Source organism: Pseudoduganella lurida (assembly GCF_007830455.1).
GTDB classification, from domain to species: Bacteria; Pseudomonadota; Gammaproteobacteria; order Burkholderiales; family Burkholderiaceae_D; genus Rugamonas; species Rugamonas lurida.
The window spans coordinates 47617-67913 of the sequence record NZ_VLLB01000011.1 but is presented as its reverse complement, the minus strand read 5'-3'; the positions used below and the strand labels follow the sequence as shown (position 1 = coordinate 67913).

At 66.8% G+C, this 20297-nt stretch carries 14 protein-coding genes; 6 read left to right on the top strand and 8 right to left on the bottom strand.

The genetic code is table 11. The features are described from left to right. Positions 1-102 precede the first annotated feature (102 nt). The 3 genes from IP91_RS22930 to IP91_RS22920 are packed head-to-tail and all read left to right on the top strand — an operon-like array spanning position 103 to position 4956. Positions 103-1803: a M14 family zinc carboxypeptidase gene (locus IP91_RS22930; RefSeq protein ID WP_145652351.1), complete on the top strand. Its 1701-nt coding sequence runs from the start codon at positions 103-105 to the stop codon at positions 1801-1803. Positions 1804-1818: 15 nt separating this feature from the next. Then, positions 1819-4038: an FUSC family protein gene (locus IP91_RS22925; RefSeq protein ID WP_229474863.1), complete on the top strand. Its 2220-nt coding sequence runs from the start codon at positions 1819-1821 to the stop codon at positions 4036-4038. A 21-nt stretch (positions 4039-4059) separates the two neighbouring features. Next, positions 4060-4956 carry an EamA family transporter gene (locus IP91_RS22920; RefSeq protein WP_145652349.1) on the top strand — a complete coding sequence of 299 codons (897 nt, stop codon included), beginning with the start codon at positions 4060-4062 and terminating at the stop codon, positions 4954-4956. 39 nt (positions 4957-4995) lie between these two features. Here the strand turns inward: IP91_RS22920 and IP91_RS22915 are convergent, their stop codons facing one another. Further along, on the bottom strand, positions 4996-5973 hold the full coding sequence (locus IP91_RS22915; protein ID WP_158643194.1) for an IS1595 family transposase: 978 nt from the start codon (positions 5971-5973) through the stop codon (positions 4996-4998). A 437-nt stretch (positions 5974-6410) separates the two neighbouring features. On the opposite strand from IP91_RS22915, the gene IP91_RS22910 reads away from it, so the two are divergent. Next, entirely contained in the window at positions 6411-6755 is a 345-nt protein-coding gene (locus tag IP91_RS22910; RefSeq protein ID WP_145652345.1) for an energy transducer TonB, read from the top strand. Positions 6756-7188: 433 nt separating this feature from the next. Next, positions 7189-7449 (top strand): hypothetical protein, encoded by a 261-nt coding sequence (locus IP91_RS22905; RefSeq protein ID WP_145652343.1) that lies wholly within the window; start codon positions 7189-7191, stop codon positions 7447-7449. Positions 7450-7649: 200 nt separating this feature from the next. On the opposite strand, the gene IP91_RS22900 is transcribed toward IP91_RS22905, so the two are convergent. The 3 genes from IP91_RS22900 to IP91_RS22890 all read right to left on the bottom strand — a co-directional run bounded on the left by IP91_RS22900 (position 7650) and on the right by IP91_RS22890 (position 11059). Then, positions 7650-9113: an APC family permease gene (locus tag IP91_RS22900; protein WP_145652341.1), complete on the bottom strand. Its 1464-nt coding sequence runs from the start codon at positions 9111-9113 to the stop codon at positions 7650-7652. A gap of 164 nt (positions 9114-9277) precedes the next feature. Continuing rightward, complete coding sequence (locus IP91_RS22895; protein ID WP_145652339.1) at positions 9278-9919, bottom strand: HAD hydrolase-like protein; 642 nt, start codon at positions 9917-9919, stop codon at positions 9278-9280. 27 nt (positions 9920-9946) lie between these two features. Beyond that, the gene (locus tag IP91_RS22890) at positions 9947-11059 is read right to left on the bottom strand and encodes an NADH:flavin oxidoreductase/NADH oxidase (protein ID WP_145652337.1); all 1113 of its coding nucleotides are present in this window, start codon (positions 11057-11059) and stop codon (positions 9947-9949) included. Between the two features lie 116 nt (positions 11060-11175). On the opposite strand from IP91_RS22890, the gene IP91_RS22885 reads away from it, so the two are divergent. Continuing rightward, entirely contained in the window at positions 11176-11403 is a 228-nt protein-coding gene (locus IP91_RS22885) for a hypothetical protein (protein ID WP_145652335.1), read from the top strand. A 178-nt stretch (positions 11404-11581) separates the two neighbouring features. On the opposite strand, the gene IP91_RS22880 is transcribed toward IP91_RS22885, so the two are convergent. The 4 genes from IP91_RS22880 to astD all read right to left on the bottom strand — a co-directional run bounded on the left by IP91_RS22880 (position 11582) and on the right by astD (position 20270). Beyond that, positions 11582-12577, bottom strand: a complete 996-nt coding sequence (locus tag IP91_RS22880) for a succinylglutamate desuccinylase (protein ID WP_145652333.1) — start codon at positions 12575-12577, stop codon at positions 11582-11584. Positions 12578-12593: 16 nt separating this feature from the next. Then, complete coding sequence (locus IP91_RS22875) at positions 12594-17318, bottom strand: NAD-glutamate dehydrogenase domain-containing protein (protein WP_145652331.1); 4725 nt, start codon at positions 17316-17318, stop codon at positions 12594-12596. A 123-nt stretch (positions 17319-17441) separates the two neighbouring features. Continuing rightward, positions 17442-18779, bottom strand: a complete 1338-nt coding sequence (astB, locus tag IP91_RS22870; protein WP_145652329.1) for an N-succinylarginine dihydrolase — start codon at positions 18777-18779, stop codon at positions 17442-17444. Between the two features lie 15 nt (positions 18780-18794). Continuing rightward, positions 18795-20270, bottom strand: coding sequence for a succinylglutamate-semialdehyde dehydrogenase (gene astD, locus IP91_RS22865; RefSeq protein WP_145652327.1), 1476 nt, complete (start codon positions 20268-20270; stop codon positions 18795-18797). Positions 20271-20297: the final 27 nt, after the last annotated feature.

Sequence of the window (20297 nt, the reverse complement as noted above, 5' to 3'; positions counted from 1 at the left end):
GCCGCTGCGGCATCCGGACCACAAATGATGCGGTGCTACAATTTCACACCCGGCCGCCTACCCGGCGCACCGCCTCCCACTATGCTCCTGAGATCCAGAACCATGCACCCAACCGCGCCCCATTCCCTGCCGACGCCTTACGAGCAGGGCAACCAGAACCAGACCACGCTGTGGACCGACTGCATCGCCTTTTATGAAGAGCTGGCGCGGCGCTTCCCGAACGTGCTGCGGTTCGAACAGGCAGGCGTGTCCGACGGCGGCATTCCGCTGCACGTGGGCGTGGTGAGCGCGGATGGCGTGTTCGACCGGGAGGAGATCCAGCGTGCCGGCCGCCCGGTCTTCTTCAACAACAACGGCATCCACCCGGGCGAGCCGGAAGGCATCGATGCCTGCATGGCCATCGTGCGCGACTTCTGTGTCGATCCGGCGCTGCTGGCCACGCTCGGCCGGACGGTGCTGCTGTTCGTGCCCGTGTATAACGTGGACGGCTGCGCCAACCGCGCCAATACGTCGCGCCCGAACCAGGACGGCCCGGAGCTGTTCGGCTTCCGCGGCAACAGCCGCCACCTGGACCTGAACCGCGACTTCATCAAGTGCGACACGCTGAACGCGCGCTTCTTCAACGAACTCATCACGCAGTGGGATCCGGACGTGATGGTCGACACCCACACCTCCAACGGTGCGGACTATTCGTACACGATGACGCTGATCCACACGCAGGCCGACAAGCTCGGCTCCGGCCTCGGCCCGTTCCTGCGCACGACGATGCTGCCCCATGTCTTCGCGAAGATGGCGCAGCGCGGCTGGCCCACCTGCCCGTACGTGAACCCGGTGCAGGAGACGCCGGACGACGGCATCGCCGAATTCCTCGAAGTGCCGCGCTTCTCGACCGGCTTCACGGCGCTGCACAACATCATCGGCTTCATGCCCGAGACGCACATGCTGAAACCCTTCGCGGACCGCTACGAATCGATGCGCGCGCTGCTGGACGTGACGCGCGACTTCACCGTGCAGCATGGCGACGAGATCCGGCGCCTGCGCGCCGCAGCGAAAGCGGCCCAGCGCCAGCAGAAGACCTGGCCCGTCACCTGGCGCATGGACGAAGCCCACCCCACCACTTTCCGCTTCAAGGGCTACGAGGCGCGCCGCCACCCCAGCGTGCTGGGCAACTACACGCGCCTGTCGTACGACCGCAGCAAGCCGTACGAGAAGGACATCCCGTACTACAGCAACTTCGTGGCCGACACCGTGGTGCAGGCGCCAAAGGCCTACGTGGTGCCGCAGCAGTGGCGCGAAGTGGTCGAGCGCCTGCAGTGGAACGGCGTGCAGATGACGCGCGTGACGGCGCCGACCGAAGTACAGGCGCGCTATTACCAGATCGGTGACCTGTCGACCCGCGCGCATGCCTACGAAGGCCATATGTTCCACGACACGGTCGATGTCGAAGCGCGCACCGGCACCTTCACGCTGAACCCGGGCGACTGGATCGTGCCGCTGGACCAGGACAACGCCCGCTACGCCGTGGAGACGCTGGAACCGCAGGCCCACGACAGCTTCTTCCGCTGGGGCTTCTTCAATTCGATCCTGGAAAAGAAGGAAGCCATTTCCGACTACGTGTTCGAGGATCTCGCCGTGGAGCTGCTGGCCACCGAGCCGGAACTGAACGCGAAGTTCGAGGCATGGAAGGCGGCCAATCCGGAGAAGCTGTCGAACCAGGACGCGGTGCTGCACTTCATCCTGCACAACTGCGCGCGCCACGCCGAGCCGGAATGGCGCCGCTATCCCGTCCTGGGGCTGCTGTAAGCCATGCGCCGGACGATGGCTCAGCCCCTGCATTACGCCCTGAGCACGCGCACCTTCTTCTACAGCCACTACTTCCACCTGGGCCTGCGCTTCGGCGCGGGGCTGATTGGCATCATCCTGGCGACGCTGGCCGTGTCCGACATGACCACCGCCCTGTCGGTCGGCATCGGCGCGCTGTGCACGGCGCTGATGGACATGCCCAGCCCCCTGCGCCACAAGTTCAACGAGATGCTGGCCTCGGTGCTGCTGTGCAGCCTCGTCACCCTGGGCGTGAGCCTGTGCGCGCCCTACTTCTGGCTGCTGATGGCGGCCCTCGTGCTGCTGTCCTTCTTCGCCAGCATGATGGTCGTGTACGGCAAGAAGTCGATGCCGCTGCAGCTGGCAACCCTGTTCATCATGACGATGTCGATGGAACACCACCTGACGCCGCTGCAGGCGCTGTCCCATGCCGGCCTGTTCACGCTGGGCGGCATCGCCTACCTGGCCTATGCGATGGCGATCTCCTGGCTGCTGCGCCACCGTATCAAGCAGCAGGTGCTGGCCGAGGCGCTGTTCGAGCTGGCCGCCTACATCGACATCAAGGCCGACTTCTACGACCCGCGCTTCGGCATCACCGAGCAGTTCAACAAGCTGGTGCGCCACCAGGCGCTGCTGGCGGACCGGCAGCAGGCCTCGCGCGACCTGATCCTGCGCGCCCACCAGAACCGCAAGGATGCGATCGTGGTGCAGATCCACGTGACGATGCTGGACCTGTACGAACAGATCCTCGCCACCCACACGGACTACGCCCAGCTGCGCCTGCACCTGGCCGAGTCGCCGGCCCTGAAGGCGCTGCACGATCTGGCCTACAAGTGCGCGCGCGACATCGAGGCCGTCGGCTATGCGGTCACGCGCAAGAAGGCTTCGTTCCAGGCCATCAGCTACGCGCCGGAACTCGCCGCGCTCGATGCCGAGGTGGCGGTCCTGCAGCGCCGCGTGGATGCCGGCGAACCGGTGGCCGAAGCGCTGGCCGTGCTGCGCGCCCAGCGCAACAAGGTGCGCGCCATCGTGGGCATGGTGGGCGAGCTGCACGTGGCCAGCCAGAAGGCCTACGACAGCACGCCGTTCTGGCTGGACCAGGACATGCAGCCTTTCCTGTCGCAGCAGAAGTACGAGATCGCCGTGATGCTGTCGCACTTCCGCTTCGATTCGCCGATCTTCCGCTACTCGCTGCGGGTGGCGATGGCGGTGGTGTGCGGCGTGGCGATCGGCACCTCGCTGCCGTCGCTGTTTCCCTCCTACTCGGCGCACAGCTACTGGATCATCCTCACCATCGTGATCATCCTGCGGCCCAGCTTCTCGATGACGAAGCAGCGCCGCAGCGACCGCATCACGGGCACGGTGATCGGCTGCGTGGTGGCCGCCGTCATCCTGCTGTTCTTCAACCACCCGGCCGTGATCCTGACGGTGCTGGTGCTGGCCACCATCGCCACGCCCACCTTCGTGGTGCTGCGCTACCGGTACACGGCGATCGCCGTGTCGATCATGATCCTGCTGCAGATGAACCTGGCCATGGGCGGCAGCGTGGGCATGATCACGGAACGGCTGGTGGATACCTTCATCGGCGCGGCCGTGGCCACGCTGTTCAGCTTCGTGCTGGCCAGCTGGGAATACCAGTCGCTGCCGAAGCTGATGGACCAGGTGCTGGCGGCCAACCTGCGCTACATGCAGGCCAGCTTCGAGCTGTTGCAGGGCAAGGAGCGCAACGACTTCCCCTACCGCGTGCAGAGGAAGGGCCTGATGGATGCGCTGGCCACGCTGTCCGCCGCCCTGATGCGCATGCTCGACGAACCGGCCAGCAAGCGCCGCGCAGTGGAGGACATCAACCTGTTCATCGTGCAGAACTACCTGCTGGTGGCGCACGTGGCGGCGCTGCGCGCGATCCTGCGCCGCCACGTGGCCGACATTCCGGCCGACCAGGTCAACGCCATGCTGGCGACCAGCCATGACCATGTATGCGGCGCGCTGTCCGCCGCGCTGGCGCAGCCCGGCCTGCCCGCGTCGTGCACCACGGTGGTGGAAGGCGTGCTCGATCCGGCCGCCACGCACAGCTCGGGCGCCGGCGGCCCCGCCTCGTGGCCGGGCTTCGCCGTCGTGCAGCGCCGCATCCGGCTGCTGCAGGCCGACGCCGAGCAGATCATCGTGCACCGGGCCGCGATCGAGAAGAACGTGGTGCGGCGCGAGACCGCGGCATGACCGGCGCATGAAGGGCGGCACATGAAAGGCAGGGACCTGCTGGCGGCACTCGTGGTCGTGATCATCTGGGGTACCAACTTCGTGGCGATGAAAGTCGGGCTGCGCTACTTCACGCCGTTCCAGCTGGGCGTGGGCCGCTTCCTGTTCGCCACGCTGCCGCTGGTGCTGTTCCTGCGCCGCCCGCCCGTGGCGCCGCGATGGATGGTGCTGTATGGCCTGACGCAGGGGCTGGGGCAGTTCGGCTTCGTGTTCATGTCGCTGAAGGTGGGCATGAGCGCCTCGCTGGCCTCCGTGCTGCTGCAGACGCAGATCTTCTTCACGGCCGTCTATGGCTACGCGCTGCTGGGCGAGAAGCCCACCCGCCAGCTGCTGCTGGGCCTGGGCATCGCGGCACTCGGCCTGCTGTGCTTCGGCATGAACTATGCCGGTGCCGCCGGCGCGGGCGACACCACCGTCGCCGGTTTCGTGCTGTGCCTGGCCGGCGCGGCGATGTGGGCCGCGTCGAACATCGTCGTGCGGCGCGCCCAGCAGAGCAGTCCCGGCTTCGATCCGCTGGCCTTCCTGGTGTGGAGCTGCCTGGCGCCGATCGTGCCGTTCGCGCTGCTGTCGCTCGCCTTCGATCCCGCCGCCACGCGCTGGCAGTGGACGGCCGCGCCGCTGTCGGCCTGGGTTGCGCTGGCCTACCTGGGCTGGATGGCCACCTTGGTCGGCTACGGCCTGTGGACGCTGCTGCTCAAGCGCCATCCGGCCAACAAGGTGGCGCCGTTCAGCCTCGGCGTCCCCGTGGTCGGCATCACCGCCGGGGTGCTCATCCTGGACGAATCGATCACCGCATGGCAATGGGGCGGCATTGCCCTGACCGTGCTCGCGCTGATGTGCGTGCTGTTTGGCGGCAGGCTGTTCCGGCCCGCTGCATAAATTTGGCGCTGTCACTCAAGCCTGTGGAAGTTTCCCGTACTAACCCGACTCGACCGTATTGTGGCCCAATGCCGCGATCAGACAGCGGGCCGGCGTGCGCCAGCGCCGGGCTTCGAGCCCATGGCGCCAGCCCAGATAGTTGGACAGATAGCGGCTGGCCACGCCGTTGAAGCGGGCCAGCCAGCCATGGAAGCGGCCGTGATAGGCGTTCACGTTTTGCAGGTGGATGGTGCCGCGGGCCCGGATGCCGGCACGCAGGTTGACCGTCTCGTGCAGGATGCCTGCCGCCTCCGCAAAGGCCCGGTAGGCCGCCGCACTGTCCGAAATCAGCATCACATCGCGCGATAGAACCGGTTGCAAATGCTCCCGCAGCTGCGTTGCCGTGGCCGGTCCCCGACCGCAGACGAAGTCGCGCGTGTGGCCGCCCCGGTCCCGGGCCACGAGGAGGCAATCGAGTTCGTGGGAAACGCCCCGTCGTTTTGCCCGCCCGCCGCGGTGCCTGGCGGGACGGGTCAGATGACGACTGCCCTTCTGCGATTCGAGCAGATAGGTTTCGTCGGCCTCGACGATGCCTTGCAGCTTGGCTGGCCGGTCGTGCTTGCCGTCCTGGAGAAAGCGGTGGCGCCACCGGAAGCTGGTGTTGCGGTGGATGCCGACCTGCTTCGCCGCGGCCCGGACCGGCAGCGAATCGAGCAGGCACTGCAGAAAGGGCAGCCACTTGCCTCGCAGGCGCAGAGACGCCATTGGTGTGTTGGTGAGCTTGTTGAAGGTGCGCCGGCACGCGCAGCATCGGTAGCGTTGCAGGCCATAAGCGAATCCGTGGCGATAAGTGCGGGGATGCGCGCAATGCGGGCAAGTGCGGCAGTCGTGGCCGTACTGCTCGATCAGGTGCAGACAGACCGACAGCATCGACGCAGGCACGATGGCCGCCTGTAGCGTTGCAAGTTGAGCGCTGGTCAGCCGTTCCAGCTGCCCCTTCACATGAGAGAGAAACTGCATGAATCCACCATCGTTCATCGGAACCTCCTTCGTCAACATCGGTTGAGACAGCTTTTCCGGCGAATGGTTCAGTTCATTCCACAGGCTCGGGTGACAGCGCCTAAATTTTGTGGCTTGCCTTGGCGGTATCGTTGCCGGTTCCATCATGGCTGCGGCCGCCGGACGATCCCGCAAATCTCCTTCCCGCACCCGCCTGACGCCTCTCACATAACGTCCAGCAACAGGCCGTTATGCGCGGCACTCATGAAAGCAGTTTGTTTGGCGTCGTCCAGTTATCGATTTCCTGTATGGATAACATCACAAACGAAAAGTTTTCATATGACTTTGGCCACCCTACACTGCAACGCAACAACGTTAATTCAGGAGACAGCCACGGTCATCACGTGGCGCCACGGCGAACCGAGCAATACGTGCCGGTGCCGGGCTAACTGTCATTAACTAATAGGGGAACTACAATGTCTATCAAACTGAACCAGGGTGTCCTGAGCCTGATCGCAACCGTCCTGTTCGCTGGTGCAGCGCACGCCGCCGCGCCCGTGCCGGTCGATGCCGACGAATGCAAGACCGACTACCCGCGCATGTCGCTGGCCAACGAAGAACAGGGCACCGTGTCGATGCGCCTGCTGGTGTCCGCCGGTGGCGAAGTGAAGGATTCCAGGATCGACAAGTCGAGCGGCTTCAAGAGCCTCGACAAGGCAGCCGTGAAATCGCTGACCGCCTGCAAGTTCAAGCCGGGTTCGAAGAACGGCACGCCGGCCGAAGCCTGGACGCGCGTGGACTACGCCTGGAAGATCGACTGATCCTTTCCAGTTGTCACCAATGAAAAGCCGGCATTGCCGGCTTTTTTGTTGACGCGCTCACCCGGTCCGAATGGCTGCGTCTGGGCCGTGGAGTTCCATCGCCGGCGGTGACAGCACGTTCCAGCTTCCACGCACGCGCTGAATCGCTCAATCCCGTGATTGTTTCATCCGCGCCGCAGGGAGCGAAAAAACATGCTTTCCGGCGGTATCGCTCCAAGCGTTTCAGACGAGATAACTCTGTCGCGGGGCCATGCCCTTCTTATCACGCACACTGATGGACAGATATACCGTTCGCTTATGAACAGTTGCGTTATGGAAACTTCAAGTATACGTTTCACGCATGGGGCACATCACAAATGAAAAGTTTTTGTATGACTGAGTGCGTCCTATACTGCAATGCATCAACGTTCAATTCATTTCAGGAGTCAGTCTCATGTCCACCGCCATCGCTACCAACAACACCGCTGAAGGTTTTCTGGATAACGCCGGCCGCAGCGTCATGAACTGGATCCGCGCCCTGCTGAGCGTCACGCCAGCTGCCCTGGCCGCCTCGCACGGCAGCGCCTCGCACGAGAGCGTCGCTTCGTACTACAAGGTGGGCTACCGCATGGCGCTGCTGCGCCGCGCCAACGAAGTGGAAGCCGAAGCGCCGGCCCAGGCCGCCGAACTGCGCAAGCTGGCCCGCGCCGCCTGAGCATTCACCGAACGTCGTTGTGAAAAAAGCCGGCAATGCCGGCTTTTTTGCGTCTGTGCTTCATGCTTTACCTTAGCCGGCAATGCCGGCTTTTTTGCGTCTTGCCCTTGTCACGGTGCCAGGCACCGGGACATAGTCGAGCCCGTGTCCCGGTGCCTGGCACCAGGACATCATCGACTGGCTGGGCTGCCGCTGACCGCTTACGCCTTGTTCAGCCGCGAATTGCGCACGCTGTACGTGAAGTACGTGAGCACGGTGGCGCCCATCCAGATCGCGAAGATCAGCCGGGTCGTGTTCGACAGGCCGATCATCAGGTAGGCGCAGGCGCAGATCGACAGGCCCGGCACCAGGTAGGCGCCGAACGGCACGCGGAAGCCGCCCTTCTCGTACTTGCCCAGTGCGCGCTCCTTGCGGCGCATCACCGGCACGGCCACGGCCACCACGATGAACGCCGTCAGCGTGCCCATGCTCACCATGTCCCACAGGAAGGTGGCGTCGACGAAGCCGGCCACCAGCGCCACCACGACGCTGACGATCAGCGTGTTGATCACCGGCGTGGAGGTGCGCTCGCTGACCTTGTGGAAGCTCTTCGAGATCAGGCCGTCGCGCGAGATCGCGTACAGGATGCGCGTCTGGCCATAGATCGTCACCAGCGTCACCGAGAACACGGAGATCACGGCGCCGGCCGCCAGCACCAGCGCGGGCCAGGCCTTGCCCGTGACGTTCTGCAGGATCACGGCCAGGCCGGCCTCCTGCCCTTCGAACAGGTGGGCCGGCTGCGCGCCCATGGCAGCCACGGCCACCAGCAGGTAGAACACGGTGACGACGCCCAGCGCGGCCAGGATCCCCAGCGGCACGTTGCGCTTCGGGTTGTGCACTTCCTCGCCCGCCGTGGCCACGGTGTCCAGGCCGATGAACGAGAAGAACACGGTGCCGGCCGCCGCGGCCACGCCCTGCATGCCCAGCAGGCCCTTGTCGCCGGCCTCCTTGAAGAACGGGTGGAAGTTGTTGATGTCGAAGCCCGTGAAGGCGATCACGACGAAGAAGATCAGCACGGCGAGCTTGATCAGCACCATGATCGCATTGGTGGTGGCCGATTCCTTCGCGCCACGCACCAGCAGGAAGCAGCACAGCGCCACCAGGATGATGGGCGGCAGGTTGATGTGCCCCATATGGAAGGCGATGCCGTTCGGCGTGGAGACGATCATCGGCGTGCGCAGCGCCGTGGGAATATGCCAGCCGAACGCATTGTTCAGGAAGCTGTTCAAATAATCGGACCAGCCGATCGCCACCGCGCTGGCCGCCAGCCCGTATTCGAGCAGCAGGCAGGCCGCCATCACGAAGGCCATGAACTCCCCCACCGTCGCATACGCGAACGAGTACGAGGATCCGGCCGCCGGAATGCGGAACGACAGTTCGGCGTAGCACAGCGCGGTCAGGCCCGCCGTCAATGCCGCCAGCAGGAACGACAGGATCACCGCCGGTCCGGCCTTCGGCACGGCTTCGACCATCGTGAAGAAGATGCCGGTGCCGATCGTGGCGCCGACGCCGATCATCGTCAGCGGGAACAGGCCGATCGAGCGGGACAGGCCGCCGGCGGCAGGAGAGGCATGGGATTCGACGGGCTTGGTGCGAGTGAGTTTCTGGACCAGCGTTTGGCTCACGGGTGTTCCTTCTCAGGGGGATTCGGTTGCGGCGGCACTCGTGGCGCCCCCGCAAAGACAAGTCGGGAATTATAGGGCCAGTATTCGCGACTTCCCTAAAGGAATTTTGTGGTCAAAACACCCACGGAAACAAAGATTCTTCCGCGCTGCCTTCCCGTGTCGGTTCACGCCGCGCTGCGCCCCGCCAGCCGGGTGGCCATCTCGGAGACGCTGTTGAACATCAGCTGCGGACCGCGTGCCCGCAGCGTTTCCGGCTTCGCATAGCCCCAGCCGACGGCGGCGAAATCGAGCTGCTCGGCCTGGGCCGCGTTCAGGTCGCGCGTCTCGTCGCCCAGGCACAGCACGCGGTCGGACGGCACGCCGCTGGCCTGCACCACGCGGCGCAGCCGGCGGCGTTTGCCGAACAGCGCGGCGCCGCATTCCACGTGGGCGAACAGGCGCGCCTCGTCGCCCAGCACGGCACGCACATTGGCCTCGGAATTGGAGGTGACGAGCGCCAGCACCGTGCCCCGGGCAGCCTCGGCGCGCAGCAGCTCGCGCACGCCGTCGAACAGGCGGATGCGGGCGATGTCCTGCGCCATCAGCGCACGGAACTGCATCGCCACCGGCAGCAGCTTCCAGCGCGGCATGCCGACATGGCGCATCAGCTGCGGCAGCTCGCAGCCGCGCAGCTCGTCCACCCGGCTGCGGTCGAGACGGCGCAGGCGATGCGTGTCCGCCACCGTGTCGAACGCTTCGAGGAAGAAGGGGAAGCTGTCGGCCAGCGTGCCGTCGAAGTCGAAAATCAGCAGGTCATAGCGGCGCATCGTTTCCCTGTTCCTTGTGGGTCGGCGTCAGCGCTGGCCCAGGCTGGTGTCGCCGAACAGCTTCTTCAGGTCGTGCGGCTGCGAACGCCAGTACTGCGGCGGCGCATCGACGGCCGCGCCCAGCTTGGCGGCGGCATGCCATGGCCAGCGCGGATCGTACAGGATGCCGCGTGCCAGCGCGACCACATCGGCCTGGCCCTGCAGCACGATCGACTCGGCGTGCTCGGGCTCCGTGATGAGGCCCACGCCGATCGTCGGCACGCCCGTCTCGCGCCGGATGCGTTCGGCGAACTGGATCTGGTAGCCGGGGCCGACGGGGATCTTCTGCTTCGGCGACACGCCGCCGCTGGAGACGTGCACGAAGCTGGTGCCGCGTTCTTTGAGAGCGTGGGAGAACGCGACGCTCTGTTCGATATCCCAGCCGCCCTCGACCCAGTCGCTGGCCGAGATGCGCATGCCCACCGCCACCTCCGGCGGCACGGCGGCGCGCACCGCGTCGAACACCTCGAGCGGGAAGCGCATGCGGTTCTCCAGCGAGCCGCCGTACTGGTCGGTGCGCTGGTTGGCCAGCGGCGACAGGAACTGGTGCAGCAGGTAGCCATGCGCGCCATGCAGCTCGATGCCTTCGATGCCCAGCGCATGCACGCGGCGCGCCGCCGCCACGAAGTCGTCCTTCACTTTCTGCAGGCCGGCTTCGTCCAGTGCCAGCGGCGTCGTCTCGCCTTCCGCATGCGGCACGGCCGACGGCGCCACCGTCTGCCAGCCACCCTCGGCCGGCGGCACGCTGGCGCCGCCCTTCCATGGCACGGCGGACGAAGCCTTGCGTCCGGCGTGCCCCAGCTGCACGGCCAGGCGGATCGGCGAATGCTTGCGGATCGCCGCGATCACCGGCTGCAGCGAGGCCTGGTGGGCATCCGACCACAGACCGAGGTCGCCATCGGAGATGCGGCCTTCCGGCGACACGGCCGTCGCCTCCAGCGTCAGCAGCGCCGCGCCGGACAGGGCCAGGTGGCCCAGGTGGATCATGTGCCACTCGGAGGCATGGCCATCGACGGCGGAATACTGGCACATCGGCGCGATGGCGATGCGGTTTTTCAATTGCAGCGGGCCCAGCGAAAAGGGCGTGAACAGTTGGCTCATATTGGATGTCTTTGGCGGTTACAAGTGCTTACTTTTGATACAGAGATTGGATGGTTTGCGTCTACGTATCCGATTAATCTTTCACAAAACCAAACGCTACGCGAAGGAGACGCACCATGACGTTGTATCAGAAGATCCCGACGACGACCGCACGCATCGACCCGTTGACCGTGGTTGCCGTCGGTGGCGTGATCCTGCTCTCGCTCGCGGCCACCATCGCCATCATCGGCTGGCTGCCGGATGCCGGTCGCCAGCTGCCTTCCCCGATCCCGGGCGGCGCCGCCCGCGCCGCCTCCTCCCCCACCCTGGCGCTGGACGCACCGGCGCAGTCCGCCGAAGCGTAAATTTTCGTGTGATCAGATCGAGCCACCCGCGGGTGGCTTTTTTATTGGCCGCGCCACAGCCGAGCCCGTGTCCACGTCGGGGTCAGTCACGAAAGTTGACACGAGCTCGTCAATAATAATGCTGAGCTCGTGTCTCGTTTGGTGACTGACCCCGAAGTTGACACGGGCTGATGTGTGATCAGCCGATGCGGATGACCATCAGCCCGGCGCGCAGGCCGATGCGGACGTCGGGGTTGGGGAAGACGACGAATTCCTCCGGCTGCTCGACGGTGTAGACGGTGTCGCCGTCGCGGGCGATTTCGGCGCCCTGCGGCAGCGGCGTGAAGTTCTGCGTCTCGCGGCCGAAGGCCATCGTGAACGCATCGGACAGCTTGATGATGTTGCGTGCGGCGCGGAACACATGGGGTGCGGTCGCGGCGGCTTGCGGCGGCTGGCCGCGCAGCAGCCGGTCCAGCGCGGCCGAGGCGGCGGCGAACTGCGCCAGGTCGTTCTGCCCCAGCACGCCGATGCGCCCCAGCTCCACCGTGCTGCCGGCGGCGCGGTGATGCTCGGCGCTGTAGTAACTGTACGTACCGGCCGATTCCCGGTTCAGGATGATCGCGCCGATGGCGGCCTCGCCCAGCCAGGCGATCAGCTTGTTCTTGCCCTCCTCGTCGATCAGCTCCGGCACGATCGCAAACGTGGGATAGGCAGACGGACGAATCGCCGTGTGCAGGTCCAGGTGCCAGCGCTCCGGTCCCGCCTGGTCAAAGAACGCCGCGGTCGCATCGATCATCGCATCGGCACGCGCCGCCTCCGCCGTCCCGGCCAGGTCGCCCCGCACCGGACGGAACATGCGGTTCAGGTCCGCATCGATGAAGCGCTTGCCGGCGCGGATGGCGGCGATATTGCCGACGCAGACCATCAGGTCCACCGCCAGCGCTGCCGGGTCGCGCGACAGCGCATCGAGGAGATACGCCGTCAGTTCGATCGGCCCCGTCTCGTCGCCATGCACGCCGACCGACAGCACCACCGCCGGCCGCACCGCCGCGGGACGGCGGATGGTCAGGATGCCGTCCGCCGGTTCCTTGACCTCGAAGCCGGCATCGCTGAAGGCACGGGCGACGGCCGAGAAATCGGCCCCGGCCAGCGCCTGCACGGCCGGCGGCAAGGACGGCTGCCCCGGGTCTGCCATCACTGCGTCCACCATGTCAGGCAGCCTTGGCGTAGCCGCCATTGTTGACGGCTTCCGACAGCGTCCACGCATCGAGCATCGCGTGTTCCAGGTCCTGCGGCGGCGTGACCGGCGGCAGGTGCAGGGCGGCGATGACGGTATCGACGGCATCCGCACCCGCATTGGGCTTCGCGAGCACGTGTGCCAGGACCTTGGCCAGCAAGCGCTGCTGCGTGCGGCGCAGGGCCTGCTGCGCGTAGCTGCGCAGCGGTTCCTGGCCGCGGCTGGTGGCCGGCAGCTTCAGGCCCCGCTCCAGCGCATCGATGCCGGCGCGGGCGCGCAGCGTGGTGCCCAGCGCCAGGAAGCCCGGCAGGTCCAGGCCCGCCGGACGCTGCACGGACAGCGCCGCGAACAGGAACGCTGCGACGCCTTCGATCGCCTCCAGCGCACGCCACGCCGCCACGAACTCGGGACGCAGCGCCGTATAGGCATCGGCCTCCGACGCGGCGCCGGCCGGCGCTAGGCGGCCCAGCATGGCCGGATCGCGGAACAGCGCCGTCAGCTCTTCGATACCGCCGCTGCTCTCGAGCTGCGCCTTCGGCACGGCCAGCACGCCTTCCATCACGGCGCGCAGCGCGGCACGGCTGCGCGCATCAACGGCAACCGACACATCGCGCGGCACGTTCAGCGCATCCGCGTCGAGCGTGTCGAACACGGGTTCGAGCTGCAGCGCGGACCAGGCCTGTCCCCAGGCCAGGATCACGTCCGACTCTTCCACGCCGTGTTCGGCCGCCAGTTCGCGGATCATCAGCGGGCCGCAGCGGTTGACGACTTCGTTGGCCAGCACGGTGGCCAGGATGGCATTGGCCAGCGGGTGCGCCAGCGGCGAACGGGTGGCCACCAGCAGGCCCGGGAAGTACGGCCGCAGCACGGATTCGGCCCAGCTTTCCTCCGTCAGGGGCAGCACGCCGAGGATGCGCTTGTAGCGGTTCTTCACGTTGGCGATGACGACGGCCAGCTCCGGCGTCGTCAGGCCGCGGCTGTCCGTCTTGCGGCGCGCCAGTTCGGCCACCGACGGCAGCATCTCCAGCTCGCGCGACAGGGCGCCCTCTTCTTCCAGGCTGGCGATCAGCGCCGCGTAGCCCTTCTGCGCCGCCGGTTCGGCCTGCGCCTGCAGCTCGCGCACCAGCAGGCGGGTCTGCTGCGTGTTGTCGCGCAGGACGAGGCGTTCGATATCGTCCGTCATGTCGTTGAGCGTGTGGTTGCGGTCCGCTTCGGTCAGCTGGTTGGCGTTCACTTCCACGTCCAGCCAGATCTTCGCGTTCACTTCATGGTCCGAGCAGTCCACGCCGGCCGAGTTGTCGATCGCATCGGTGAAGATGCGGCCACCGGCCAGCGCGAACTCGATGCGGCCGGCCTGCGTGACGCCCAGGTTGCCGCCTTCGCTCACCACCTTCACGCGCAGCTCGTTGCCGTTGACGCGGATATGGTCGTTGGCGCGGTCCTTCACCTGCGCATGCGTTTCGGTGGAGGCCTTGATATAGGTGCCGATGCCGCCGTTGTAGAACAGGTCCGCCGGAGCCAGCAGGATGCGGTGCATCAGCTCTTCCGGCGTCAGTGACGTGGCGTCGATATCGAGCGCCTCGCGGATTTGCGGCGACAGTTCGATGGTGCGCAGGTTGCGCGCGAACACGCCGCCGCCCTCGGAGATCAGCGACTTGTCATAGTCCTCCCACGACGAACGGGGCAGCGCGAACATGCGCTCGCGTTCGGCGAACGACTTCGCCGTGTCCGGGTTCGGGTCGAGGAAGATGTGGCGGTGGTCGAAGGCCGCCAGCAGCTTGATCTGCTTCGACAGCAGCATGCCATTGCCGAACACGTCGCCGGACATGTCGCCCACGCCCACCACGGTGAACGGCGTGGTGTTCATGTCGTGGCCCAGTTCGTAGAAGTGGCGCTTGACGGCTTCGAACGCGCCCTTGGCCGTGATGCCCAGCTTCTTGTGGTCGTAGCCGTTCGAGCCGCCGGAGGCGAACGCGTCGCCCAGCCAGAAGCCGCGCTGCACGGCGATGCCGTTGGCGATGTCGGAGAACGTGGCCGTGCCCTTGTCCGCCGCGACGACCAGGTAAGGATCCTCGCCGTCATAACGCACCGTGTCCTGCGGCGCTTCGATCCTGCCCAGCACGCGGTTGTCCGTCAGCTCCAGCAGGCCGCCGATGAACAGGCGGTACACGGCCTCGCCTTCGGCCGCGATCACTTCGCGCGGCGCGCCGGCCGGCATCTGCTTGCACACGAAGCCGCCCTTCGCACCGGCCGGCACGATCACGGCATTCTTCACCATCTGCGCCTTCACCAGGCCCAGCACCTCCGTGCGGTAATCCTCCATGCGGTCCGACCAGCGCAGGCCGCCGCGGGCGACCGGGCCGCCGCGCAGGTGCACGCCCTCGAAGCGGCGCGAGAACACGTAGATCTCGCGGTACGGCTTCGGTTCCGGCAGCCAGGTCAGGCCCGTGGTGTCGAACTTGAAGATGATCTGGTCGCCCTGGTAGGCCTTGAAGTAGTTGGTGCGCACGGTGGCCAGGATCAGGTCCAGCAGCGCGCCCAGGATCACTTCCAGGTCGGCGTGGTTCAGCTGCGGCAGGCGGCCTTTCAGCGCCACCAGCTGTTCGCGCGCGGCGGCGCGGTCCGCTTCGCTGCGGCGCGGATCGAAGCGCTGTTCGAACGCGTCCACGATCTCCTTCATGAACTGCGGCTGGCGGCGCACGCTTTCGGCCATGTAGCGCACCGAGAACTGCGTGCCGGTCTGGCGCCAGTAGCTCATGTAGGCACGCACCAGCTGCACCTGGCGGGTCGACAGGCCGCCTTCGACGATCAGGCCGTTCAGGCGGCCGTCTTCCACATCGTTGTTGAACAGCGCTTCGAACAGTTCGCCGGCAACGGGCGCGACGCCCGGCTGCGCCAGTTTCTCGGCCGTTGCCGTATCGACGGCAAGGCTCGTCACGTAATGGCGGCGCCCGTCGCCCGTCCTGATGGTGTGCGCCTGTTCGCGGTCGATCAGTACGCCCGCGTTATGCAGCGCCGGCAGCATCGACGACAGCGCCGGCACCTTGTCCACCGTGTAGATGCGGATGGTGGTGGCCGGCACCGTGTCCGATGCCAGCTCGATGCGCACCGCGGCGCGGTCACCGGCGCCGTTGCGCAGGATCTTGTCCAGGTCGTGGAAGGCCACGGCCGGCGAGGTGGTCGCCACGTAGTCCACCGGCAGCGTGGCGCACAGGCGGCGCAGGCTGTTGCGCAGCGGCTCGTCCGGCACGGCATCGGCCAGTTCCGAGAAGCTCTCGTGCCAGCCATCGAGGATGGCCAGCAGCGGACGCTGGATATCGCCTTCCAGGTCGAGCGGATAGCGGGCCGCGTGGGCGATCAGGTACAGGCGCGCCAGCGGGCCGTCGGCCACCAGCGTCTGCGAGCTCACATGCGTGGCGCCGGAGCTTTCCTGCAGAGCGCGCGACAGCGCATTGGCCACGCTGGCGCTGTAGCGTTCGCGCGGCAGGTAGACCAGCACGTTCAGGTGACGCGCGTACACGTCGCGCCGCGCGAACACCTTGGTGCGCGGCTGCTTGTACAGCGAGACGACGGTGCTGCACACCTCCGTCAGCCATTGCGGCTCCGCCTCCAGCGTTTCGGTGCGCGGCAGGGACTCCAGGATCTCGATGAATTTCTCGGCGCGGAAGCCTTCCGCACGCAGGTTGGCGATCTTCAGCACCTGCGCGATGCGGCCGCGCGCGAACGGCAGGCGGGCCAGCGGCGTGAGGGCCGCGGCGCGCGTGAACAGGCCGATGAAGCAGTGCTCGCCCAGCACATTGCCGGCGGCATCGCTGGCGCGCACGCCCAGGAAGTCCAGCTGCTGGTCGCGGTGCAGCACGCCGCCCACGTCGGCCTTGACGATCGACAGGATGCCGCCGCGGCGCGACAGCAGGTCCGGATCGCCGGGGATATTGGCCAGGCAGGTGCCATACACAGGGTCGCTGGTGTCCTGCAGCACGCCGATGCGGCTGGCCACGTCGCGCACCAGTTCGCGCTCGCCGGCCTGCACGTGATAGTAGGCATAGCCATGCACTTCGAAGCCTTCGTCGCGCGCCCATTGCAGGAAGGCGGCCGCTTCGGCGCCCTCTTCGCCCTGGCCCTGCACGGAGGTCGCAACCGTCGTGAAGCGGTCCTTCATGGCCGGCAGGTCGCGGCGCACGACGGTGGCGGCGCGGGTGACCTGGCCGATGCGGCCCTTCAGCTCTTCCAGCGCGGCGCCGTCCAGCTCCTCGGTCAGCAGGCACAGCACGTACGATTCCAGCTTCGCGCCATGTTCGCCCACGGCAGTGACGGTGCCGCCGGCATCGCGCGTGACGGGCAGCACGGCATTGAGCACGCCGTTGACGGCGACCTTCTGCTTGCGCAGCGCCATCACGATCGAATCGACCAGGTAGGGCATGTCGTCGTTCAGGATCAGCAGGGCCGTGGCGGTGCCGCCGCGGCCATCGGCGTAATGCAGCGTGGCGATCTGCGCATCGTGCGTGGTGCGCGTGGCCGCCTGCGCGAAACCTTCGACGAGCACCGGGGCCAGGCTGGCGGGCGACGTGTCGGCCAGGTCCTCGTCGTCGAGGGACTTCAGCCACGCGCCGATGAGGGCCTGCAGCGGCGGGCCGTCGGCCGGGCGGGCATTCACGAGTTCCAGGGTTTCGTTACGCAGGTCTTGCGGCATTTTCGTCATCTGCTTCTCCAGTTGTTCATAACATGCTTGGTACAGTGCCTGGCGCGTGCTTGTGGCTGCGCCATGTGCAGTGGGGCCGGGGATCGCCCGGCCCCACTGCGTCATTCCGGTCAGTGCTGCATTCTATAGGTCATACAGGCCGGGCAGCGCAAGAATGCGTTCCAGTTCCTCCAGCGCCGTGGCGATCTCGATCGCCAGCGCCGGATCGGCCAGGTCCTGCGGTTCCAGCCGGTCGCGGTAGTGCTGCTCCACCCACGCCACGAGGCGGTGGTACAGCGCCTCCGTCATCACCACGCCCTGGTGCATCGCGGCCGCTTCCTCATCGGTCAGCGCCACGCGCAGCCGCAGGCAGGCCGGGCCGCCGCCATTGCGCATGCTCTGGCGCAGGTCGAAGTGCACCAGCTCGTCCACCGCGCCACCGCTGGCCAGCAGGCCTTCCAGGTAGCGTGCCACGGCGGCGTTCTCGCCGCATTCCTGCGGGATCACCAGCGCGAATTTGCCACTGTCCTTGCGCAGCAGCTGGCTGTTGAACAGGTAGCTGTGCACCGCGTCCGACACCGATACCTGGGCCGTGTCGACGCGGATCGCCTCCAGCTCCGTCTCCACGCCGTCCAATGCCTGGCGCAACTGCAGCAGCGCGCCCGCCTCGTCCGCGAACGCCTGCTCGTGATAGAACAGCACGTTGCCGCTGCCGACCGCGATCACGTCGTTGTGGAACACGCCCTGGTCGATGACCTCGGGATTCTGCTGCACGAAGACGGTGCGCGCTGCCTGCAGGCCGTGCAGGCGCGCGACGGCCTGCGAAGCTTCCAGCGTCTGCCGCGCCGGATAGCGCTGCGGCGCGGGCGCGGAAGGATCGAATTCCACGCGGCCGTAGACGAACAGCTCCACGCCATCGGCACCGTGGTCCTGCGCCAGCCGCGTGTGGTTGGCCGCGCCTTCGTCGCCGAACGCCGGCGTGGCGGGCAGCGCATCGTGCACGGTGAAGTGGCGCGGGTCGTGGAAGATCGCGCGCAGCGTGCGGGCCGCCTGTTCATGCTCGTGCGAGCGGTGCAGCTTGTTGTTCAGGTTCGCCGGCGTGAAGTGGACGTTCGCATCGAACGTGTCGCGCGACGGGCTGACGGTGGCAGCATTGGCCGTCCACATGGGCGAAGCCGAATAGGCGCAGGCCAGGATCACCGGCGCTTCCTTGTACGCCCGCGCCAGCACGTCGCCATTGCTGCCCGAGAAACCGAGGCTGCGCAGCAGCGCGAAATTGGGCCGCGCCTGCGGCGGCAGCACGGCCTGCGCGAAACCGCGCGCGGCCAGTGCCCGCATCTTCGCCAGGCCCTGCAGGGCCGCCTGCTTCGGGTTCGCCGCGCTCTTCACATTGCTGAAGGAGGCCACATTGCCGAACGACAGGCCGGCATAGTTGTGCGATGGCCCGACCAGACCATCGAAATTGAATTCACGTGTCGTCATATTGAATTTGATTGCTTAGAACGTCAGCCCCGGCGACAGCTTGGCCGGCATTTCCAGCGCCTCGTTCTCGATCGAGGCCACCGGGTAGGCGCAGTAATCCGCCGCGTAATAGGCGCTCGGGCGGTGGTTCCCGGACTTGCCCACGCCGCCGAACGGCGCCGTGCTGGCCGCCCCCGTCGTGGGCCGGTTCCAGTTGACGATGCCGGCGCGCGCCTTGCGCTGGAAGGCCTGCCACAGCGCCGGTTCGTTCGACAGCAGGCCGGCGGCCAGGCCGAACTGCGTGGCATTGGCGATGCGCAGCGCGCTGTCGAAATCGTCCGTGCGGTAGACCTGCAGCAGGGGGCCGAACCACTCTTCGTCCGGAATGCCCTGCGCGTCCGTCACGTCGACGATGCCGGCCGAGACGAAGCCCGTGCCGGGCTGCAGCTGCCGCATCTCCAGCAGCAGCTTGCCGCCATGCGCGACCATGTCCTGCTGCGCGGCGACCAGCTTTTCGGCCACGGCGGCCGAGACCACGGGGCCCATGAACGGCTGCGGTTCGGCGTGCGCTTCGCCCACCAGGATCTTCGATGCCACGTCGACCAGGCGGCGCAGGAACGCGTCACCCTGCTCGCCCGTCTGCACGACGAGGCGGCGCGCGCAGGTGCAGCGCTGGCCGGCCGAGATGAATGCCGACTGGATGGCCATGAACACGGCCGCATCGATGTCCTGCACGTTCCACACCACGAGCGGGTTGTTGCCGCCCATTTCCAGCGCCAGCAGCTTGCCGGGCTGGCCGCCGAACTGGCGGTGCAGCGCGGCACCGGTCTGGCTGCTGCCGGTGAACAGCACGCCGTCGATATCTTCGTTCTGCCCCAGCGCCACGCCAGTATCGCGGCCGCCGTTGACGAGGTTGATCACGCCATCCGGCACGCCGGCCTGCTGCCACAGCTCGACCGTCTTCATGGCCGTGCGCGGCGCATATTCGCTGGGCTTGAACACCACCGTGTTCCCCGCGATCAGGGCCGGCACGATATGGCCGTTCGGCAGGTGGCCGGGGAAATTGTACGGACCGAACACGCCGAACACGCCGTGCGGGCGGTGCCGCAGCACGGCCGCGCCATCGGCCACCTGGTTCTGCACTTCGCCCGTGCGCGCGCCGTAGGCCTGCACGGAGATATCGACCTTGTTCGCCATCGTCGTCACCTCGGTGCGGGCTTCCCACATCGGCTTGCCCACTTCCTCGGCGATCAGGAGCGCCAGCGCCTCGTTGTTTTCCTTGAGCAGGTCGCGAAAGCGCGCGGCGATGGCGATGCGTTCTTCCAGAGCACGTTCGGCCCACGCGTCGAATGCGTTGCGCGCGGCGCGGCAGGCAGCCGCCACATCGTCCGGCGAGGCCGCGTTGCCGCGCCAGGTTTCACGGCCGCTGGCCGGATCGGTCGTGGCGAAGGGCGCGCCGCTGCCGGCCTGCCATTGGCCGGCGATGAAATTGGAGAGGGTCGGGTCGGACATGGGGACTCCTGGAGTTTGGGCTTGCTG